Genomic DNA, 7,091 nt, shown 5'->3' with positions numbered 1-7,091 from the left:
CATACCGAACACGGAAGTTAAGCTCTTCAGCGCCGATGGTAGTTGGGGGTTTCCCCCTGTGAGAGTAGGACGCCGCCAAGCTTTTCAAAGGATCAGTTCCAATCGGAACTGGTCTTTTTTGTGTTTTAAAAAAGGAACAAACACTCGATCTGGCATGGATACATATACTAAACTATCATCTAAAACATTCTTAATTTTGTATACAATTGAAAGCGCTAGGGCATACTGAAGCTATAAGTGGAGGTGTCACAATGAGCAAAAAAGAGCGAGAAGCAATTTGTTTGATTTGTGAAGAGAAAAAAACAAAGGGAATTTATTTATATCATCAGTTTTTATGCCGAGATTGTGAACGGAAGTTAATTTCTACATCAACCTCGGATCCTAGTTATGCTGATTATGTAAGAAAGCTTAAAAATCTTCATACGCCGCCTTTGTATTCATAGACCATTAGATGGTCTTTTTTTATGGGCAATCGGGGATTGGGCCTGTTTTTTGGAACTTAGTTTGGACATCAACCGTAATAAATAATAAGATAAACAGAGAGCCTGATTATTCATAGGAGTCGATGAACATGAAATCAATTTTTTACACATTTGTATGGGCCGTTCTCTCTACTCTTTTTTCGCTGGTGATTTTAACTGTCAGTATTGGTGTTTTCCATCATCATGTTGGATTGTCGATACTGTATGCGATGATTGGGTGGGGTGTGATGTTTGCAGGAAGCCGATGGGCTGCCTTCCAGTTGTTTTTGAAGAAACACGGACTGTCTCGCAGTGATTATGTATATATTAAACAGCACTTAAAAGAAGCTGGGCAAAAGCTGGTTCGTTTGAAAAAAGCTTTATTTGCTGTGAAGAACGTACAGACGATCAAGCATAATTATGAAATTCTTCGGCTTGCACGACGCATCTATACGATAACAAAAAAGGAACCGAACCGGTTTTATGATGCACAGCGGTTTTATTTTGAGAGTTTGGATTCTGTTGTTGAATTAACTGAGAAATATGCACTGCTGTATAATCAGCCGAATCGTAGCCATGAGCTTGAAATGACATTAAGCCAAACTCGAGTTACGCTGACTGAACTGCAAAAGCAATTGACGAATGATTTACAGCAAGTTTTAGGAAGAGATATAGAAGCACTTCATATTGAACTTGAAGTGGCCGATAAAATGATTAAAAAATAGATATGAAAGGAGTCAAACTCGATGAAACCAGAAGATCCAGTCATACCACCAGCCCCATCTACTACAGATCTTCCGTTTCGGGTGTTTGATACCTTATCTGATGAGGAAAAGCAGGAGGCGCTACAGCGAGCTGAGAAGATCCCTGGCCATCCACAAAAACTGCTTTTCTATGGCACACGTGTGCAGGAACGATTGTTAGAACAATCAAAACAAATGATGCAATATGTGGAGAAAAAAGATATTGAGCAAATCGGAGATGTTCTCGAGTCCTTTTTACAGCAACTGCATTTAGTGGAGCCAGAGGATTTATTGCCAAAGAAGCGGGGCTTTTTTTCAAGGTTGTTTCAGCGAGAAAAGCGTTCGACTCAGGAGATCATATCTCGTTTTAAACAAGCGGAAGCACAGATAGAAAGATTGTCAGCAAGGCTTCGTTACGCAAGAGGCGTGCTAATTTCGGACCATAAGTTATTAGAGCGTTTATTTGAAGAAAATCAATCATACTTTCAAGAGATGACGTTACAGGTTGCAGCAGTTGAAGCAAAATTGACGCTGTTAGAGCAACATGCCCTAACAGAATCACATTCACATGATCGGAGATTAGAGGAACAATTGATGAGTCGGGAAGTCGATGAAGAAGAATATATGGAGAGATTAAAAGAACGTAAGTATGATTTGTTGTTGAGCCGTCAAATCGCACTGCAATGTAATGCCCAAATTCGAATGATTCAGCATACAAACCATACTTTAGCCAATCATATTCAATCAACTGTTTCCGCATCAATTCCTTTATGGATCAACCAAATGTCGATTGCGTTCAATCATATTCAGCAGCGAGCCAATTCAGCGCTTGAGCAGCGTATCCAGCAAACATATGAACAGGTATCGAAGCAGCAAGGACAGCTGCTTGAAGATGCATCCTTAACGCCTATAGATACGTTGAAAAAAGTTCAGCGCCAATTGGCCGAAACATTGCGGGAAACGTTGCAGGTAAAAGAACATGGGAGCCAAGAACGAGCTCAATTAAAAAGTAGCATGCATGAGGCAGAGCAGAAGCTGGTGAATCATAAACCAATAAAGGAATGAGAATCCATCTTTCAGTTCACTTGTTTGAACGTTATAATAGATATAAGATATCGTTTAAGTGAAAAGGGTCGATTTGTTTGAAAACACCTTTATATACAGCATTATCACAACATGCGGAAAAGAAGCCCTATTCTTTTCACGTTCCGGGACATCACAATGGAGATGTCTTTTTTGATGAGGCACGGTCCTATTATGCATCCATTCTTCAGCTGGATGTAACAGAACTTGAAGGTCTAGATGATCTTCACCATCCGACTGGGGTGATTCAAGAGGCAGAGGGTTTATTGGCAAAGCTATATGGAGCTAAACAAAGTTATTTCCTTGTAAATGGCACAACCGTTGGCAATTTGGCGATGGTGATGTCTGCGTGTCAGGCTGGGGAGGGCATTTTCGTTCAGCGAAATTGTCATAAGTCTGTGTTCCATGCGATTGAGCTTGCGGGAGCGACGCCTATTATGCTAGAAACCGAGAGTGATCCGCACTTGCACGTCCCAACTCATGTGACGGAGGAAACAGTCAAACAAGCTATGGCGACACATCCTAACTGCCGGGCAATCGTTTTGACATATCCGAACTACTACGGACATGCAGCTGATTTATCAGGACTCATTCAAATGTGTCATGAAGCTGGCATCATTGTATTAGTTGATGAGGCACATGGTGCTCATTTTGTATTAGGCGGTGCCTTTCCTCCTTCTGCCCTTTCCTATGGAGCAGACGTGGTGGTACAATCAGCACATAAAACCCTTCCGGCAATGACGATGGGGTCTTATCTCCATCTTCAAGGAGACCGAATGGATGTGAAGCGGATAAAGACGTTATTAACGATGCTTCAAAGCAGTTCACCTTCCTATCCAATTATGGCTTCGTTAGATGTGGCGAGAGCTTATGTGGAGGAGTTGAAGGGAAAAGGGTTAATGGACGAAATCATGAGAGACTTGGCAAATCTGAAAGCACAGTTCAATATGATCTCCAATCTCGAAGTGGTTGAGTCTGACTCTTTACCTATGGATCCATTAAAATGTGTCATTCGTTCAACAAAAGGGCTGACAGGCTATGAACTCAAAAAGGTGCTTGAGTCGGTGGAGGTTCACCCAGAACTTGCGGATGAACATCAAGTCTTACTCGTTTTTGGTCTAAGGCAGACAAAGGACATTCCTTTTACAGCTATAGAGCAGGCTCTTCAGCAAAGTGATTCATTGCTTGTAAAAAAAGAGCCTCAAACGGGAACGCTCTTCTTAGAGCACGATCAGCAGAAGCGAGATGTAGAAGCTGTTCCATTCGAAAAAGCAGCTGGCCGGATTAGTGCAGAATCGGTCATTCCCTATCCGCCTGGCATTCCTTTGATGATTAAAGGAGAACCGATTGAATCAGATCAAATTGCGACGTTAAGCCGTTTGCTTGGGCATCAAGTTCATGTGCAAGCAAGTCAGGTGATTCACCAGAGAAAATTATATGTTTATATAGAAGAGGAGACACTATGAGCGGTATGTTTATTACGTTTGAAGGGCCTGAGGGTGCTGGAAAAACGACAGTGATTCGAAAAGTGTACGAAGAAATGGAACGTCAAGGCTATGCAGTGATGGCGACACGTGAGCCCGGAGGCATTGACATTGCAGAGCAAATTCGTGAAGTGATTTTAAATGAAAAAAATACAAAAATGGACGCAAAAACAGAGGCACTGCTTTATGCAGCAGCTAGAAGGCAGCATTTGGCTGAAAAAGTAGAACCGGCATTGAAGCGGGGGGAAACTGTTTTATGTGATCGTTTTGTCGACAGCTCCCTTGCTTATCAGGGCTATGCGAGAGGGCTTGGGATTGAAGAAGTCAAATCCATTAATGATTTCGCCATTGATGGCACGATGCCACAAATGACCATTTACTTTTCCATTACACCAGAGGAAGGTCTAAAGCGAATTGATGCCAATCAAGGAAGAGAAAAAAATCGATTAGACATGGAAACACTGAATTTTCATCAAATGGTCAGAGAAGGATATGAGCTTCTGATTGCGCAATCACCAGAACGATTCCGTGTAGTAGATGCGTCTCAGCCTGTTCAGGATGTCTTTAATGAAGTGTTTCAACTGATTCAGGACACATTAAAGAAAAATCAAATATGACCTCATTCCCAATCGTTGTTATAATATAGAGGAAGACATCGGCATGTCACCTGTGCCTAAAATGAAGGAGGCCATTCAAATGAAATTAATTGTTGCCGTTGTACAGGATCAAGATAGCAGCAAGTTATTGAAAATATTGACCGAACATCAATTCGGCGTGACAAAATTAGCTTCGACTGGTGGATTTCTAAAGTCTGGGAATACGACTTTTATCATTGGTTGCGATGATGTCCGAGTGGATAAAGCGTTACAGCTAATCAAGGAAAATTGCCGCAAACGTGATCAAATGATCGCGCCTGTATCACCAATGGGTGGAAATGCAGATTCATATGTACCATACCCTGTTGAGGTTGAAGTTGGTGGAGCTACCGTTTTTATTCTGCCAGTTGAACAATTTCATCAATTTTAAGGATGGGTTGCTGTGAAAATTAATCAAGATATGCGGCTGCTTTTAGAAAAGCGTGAACTTCAAGCGATGAAAGGAAGCCAAACTTCAGCATCGTTTAAATCATCGATGGAGACACAAAGCGGTAAACTGCGTTTAGAGCAGCTGACAGTCATGCTGAGCGATATCGAAGTCTTCGGCAAGAAACTGACAAAGTCACGAAACCTTAAAGATTTGGCTAGGTTTAAAGGACTTGTGAAACGCTTTGTAAAAGAAACAGTCGATAATGGATTAAATATAGAGACATCAAGGAGCTTTGACATTTATGGCAACACGCGAACACTCGCTTTAGTCAAAGCATTAGATGAAAAGCTGATTGAGTTAACAGAGGATATGATGAATCAGGAGAAACCCTCGATTGATTTGCTTGAACGTATTGGAGAAATAAAAGGTTTATTGATTAACCTTTACACATAGAGAGTGATAACATGGCAATTAGCTGGGATGACATGAATGAGTTGCAGCCGCGCGTCATGCGGCTGATTTTTAATAGTATTGATAAAGACCGACTGGCTCATGCTTACTTATTCGAAGGAAAAAAAGGGACAGGAAAGCTAGATGCTGCGATGCTTTTAGCGAAGAGCTTTTTTTGTTTGGAAGCAGGAGTGAAACCATGTGAGTCCTGTCAAAACTGCAAAAGAATTCAGTCTGGCAACCATCCAGATTTACATCTAGTGCAGCCTGACGGTCAATCAATTAAGAAGGCACAAGTGCAGGCTTTGCAGGAGGAATTTACAAAAGCAGGCGTAGAATCGCATCGGAAAATGTATATCATTCTCCATGCGGACAAAATGACGGTCAATGCTGCGAACAGTTTATTAAAGTTCCTAGAGGAGCCCAACCGGGAAACGATGGCAGTTTTAATCACTGAACAATCGCATAAAATGCTGGATACGATTATTTCAAGATGTCAGATGCTTAGCTTTCAGCCGCTGCAGCCGCAATCTTTGGAGCAGCAGCTTTTACAAGAAGGCGTGTCTCAGGACCTCGCAAGGCTTTTGTCGAATTTAACCAATAATTTAGCAGAAGCACTCGAATTAAGTCGAAATGATCAGTTTGCAGAGTCTAGAGCGAAAGTGATAAAATTGTATGAAGTCTTACACCAGCGAAAAGAACATGCATTTTTTTATATACAAGATCAATGGATGCCTTTTTTCAAAGAGAAAGACCTTCAAGAAACTGGTCTTGATATGCTTTTATTTATATATCGTGATGTATTGTCGATTCAAATAGGAAATGAAGATAAAGTCATTTATCAAGACTTATTCCAGACAATGAAGCAGCACGCGCTGCATTCCACACAGCAGATGGTGACGAATCAGATCCTTGCTGTATTAGAAGCGAAAAAGAGACTTCAATCCAACGTGAATGCCCAAGGGCTAATGGAGCAATTGGTGTTGATGTTGCAGGAGGGATAAGCTTGTACAACGTAATTGGTGTTCGCTTTAAAAAAGCGGGCAAAATCTATTATTTCGATCCTAATGGATTTCATATAGAAAATGATAGTTGTGTCATTGTAGAAACGGTTAGAGGTGTTGAGTACGGGCAAGTGGTCATCGCCAATAAAAAAGTAGATGAACACGATGTGGTTCTCCCTTTGCGTAAGGTGATTCGCGTCGCAGACGAACGAGACCGGCTCATCGTTGAGGAGAACAAAGAAGCAGCGATGGCAGCCTTTGACACATGTCTTCAGAAAGTAAGTGAACATGGCCTGGAAATGAAGCTGGTGGATGTCGAATTTACATTCGACCGCAACAAGGTCATCTTCTATTTTACAGCGGATGGCAGAGTAGATTTCCGTGAGCTGGTCAAGGATCTTGCATCTATTTTTAAGACGAGAATTGAACTTCGTCAAATCGGTGTAAGAGACGAGGCAAAAATGCTAGGCGGCATTGGTCCGTGTGGACGTATGCTTTGCTGTTCAACTTTCTTAGGAGATTTTGAACCTGTGTCCATTAAAATGGCAAAAGATCAAAACCTCTCGTTAAACCCTACCAAAATTTCAGGGCTTTGCGGCCGTTTAATGTGCTGCTTGAAATATGAGAATGATGAGTACGAAACAGCAAAAGAACAATTACCGGACATCGGTGAAACGATTCAGACGTCTAATGGCTCTGCAAAGGTAGTAGGGCTTAATATTTTAGAACGAATTTTGCAAGTTGAATTAACCGGGCAAGAAAAAGTGATAGAATATACTTGGGAAGAATTATTACAAGAAGGCGTTGTATCTGCACAAACAACTGAGTAACGAGGTGTGC

Annotated in this window: 9 protein-coding genes and 1 rRNA gene; all 10 read left to right on the top strand. The window is 41.5% G+C overall.

Going from position 1 to position 7,091, the window contains the following annotated elements:
- Positions 1-81, top strand: a 5S ribosomal RNA gene (gene rrf, locus ACSBQP_RS19070); the annotation flags it as partial.
- A 170-nt stretch (positions 82-251) separates the two neighbouring features.
- Entirely contained in the window at positions 252-443 is a 192-nt protein-coding gene (locus ACSBQP_RS19065) for a sigma factor G inhibitor Gin (RefSeq protein WP_017359334.1), read from the top strand.
- 128 nt (positions 444-571) lie between these two features.
- Positions 572-1,186 carry a 5-bromo-4-chloroindolyl phosphate hydrolysis family protein gene (locus tag ACSBQP_RS19060; RefSeq protein ID WP_017359333.1) on the top strand — a complete coding sequence of 205 codons (615 nt, stop codon included), beginning with the start codon at positions 572-574 and terminating at the stop codon, positions 1,184-1,186.
- A 21-nt stretch (positions 1,187-1,207) separates the two neighbouring features.
- Positions 1,208-2,269 carry a toxic anion resistance protein gene (locus ACSBQP_RS19055; RefSeq protein ID WP_367638626.1) on the top strand — a complete coding sequence of 354 codons (1,062 nt, stop codon included), beginning with the start codon at positions 1,208-1,210 and terminating at the stop codon, positions 2,267-2,269.
- A 77-nt stretch (positions 2,270-2,346) separates the two neighbouring features.
- The gene (locus ACSBQP_RS19050) at positions 2,347-3,753 is read left to right on the top strand and encodes an aminotransferase class I/II-fold pyridoxal phosphate-dependent enzyme (protein WP_435028702.1); all 1,407 of its coding nucleotides are present in this window, start codon (positions 2,347-2,349) and stop codon (positions 3,751-3,753) included.
- On the top strand, positions 3,750-4,388 hold the full coding sequence (gene tmk / locus ACSBQP_RS19045; protein WP_007496237.1) for a dTMP kinase: 639 nt from the start codon (positions 3,750-3,752) through the stop codon (positions 4,386-4,388). The genes ACSBQP_RS19050 and tmk overlap by 4 nt, the downstream gene beginning before the upstream one ends.
- 79 nt (positions 4,389-4,467) lie before the next feature.
- Positions 4,468-4,797, top strand: coding sequence for a cyclic-di-AMP receptor (locus ACSBQP_RS19040; RefSeq protein ID WP_012008640.1), 330 nt, complete (start codon positions 4,468-4,470; stop codon positions 4,795-4,797).
- A 12-nt stretch (positions 4,798-4,809) separates the two neighbouring features.
- Positions 4,810-5,250 (top strand): YaaR family protein, encoded by a 441-nt coding sequence (locus ACSBQP_RS19035; RefSeq protein WP_035391564.1) that lies wholly within the window; start codon positions 4,810-4,812, stop codon positions 5,248-5,250.
- Between the two features lie 11 nt (positions 5,251-5,261).
- Positions 5,262-6,251 (top strand): DNA polymerase III subunit delta', encoded by a 990-nt coding sequence (gene holB, locus ACSBQP_RS19030; protein ID WP_007496231.1) that lies wholly within the window; start codon positions 5,262-5,264, stop codon positions 6,249-6,251.
- A 2-nt stretch (positions 6,252-6,253) separates the two neighbouring features.
- Positions 6,254-7,081, top strand: a complete 828-nt coding sequence (locus ACSBQP_RS19025; RefSeq protein ID WP_007496230.1) for a PSP1 domain-containing protein — start codon at positions 6,254-6,256, stop codon at positions 7,079-7,081.
- The last annotated feature ends 10 nt before the right edge of the window (positions 7,082-7,091 follow it).

The organism is Bacillus sp. G402 (assembly GCF_051172515.1).
GTDB lineage: Bacteria > Bacillota > Bacilli > Bacillales > Bacillaceae > Bacillus > Bacillus altitudinis.
This window is presented reverse-complemented; position numbering and strand designations above follow the sequence as displayed.

Bases quoted from the DNA above. Each gene is read 5' to 3' on its own strand.
- ACSBQP_RS19065 (WP_017359334.1), top strand. From the start codon at position 252: ATGAGCAAAAAAGAGCGAGAAGCAATTTGTTTGATTTGTGAAGAGAAA.
- ACSBQP_RS19060 (WP_017359333.1), top strand. From the start codon at position 572: ATGAAATCAATTTTTTACACATTTGTATGGGCCGTTCTCTCTACTCTT.
- ACSBQP_RS19055 (WP_367638626.1), top strand. From the start codon at position 1,208: ATGAAACCAGAAGATCCAGTCATACCACCAGCCCCATCTACTACAGAT.
- tmk (WP_007496237.1), top strand. From the start codon at position 3,750: ATGAGCGGTATGTTTATTACGTTTGAAGGGCCTGAGGGTGCTGGAAAA.
- ACSBQP_RS19040 (WP_012008640.1), top strand. From the start codon at position 4,468: ATGAAATTAATTGTTGCCGTTGTACAGGATCAAGATAGCAGCAAGTTA.
- holB (WP_007496231.1), top strand. From the start codon at position 5,262: ATGGCAATTAGCTGGGATGACATGAATGAGTTGCAGCCGCGCGTCATG.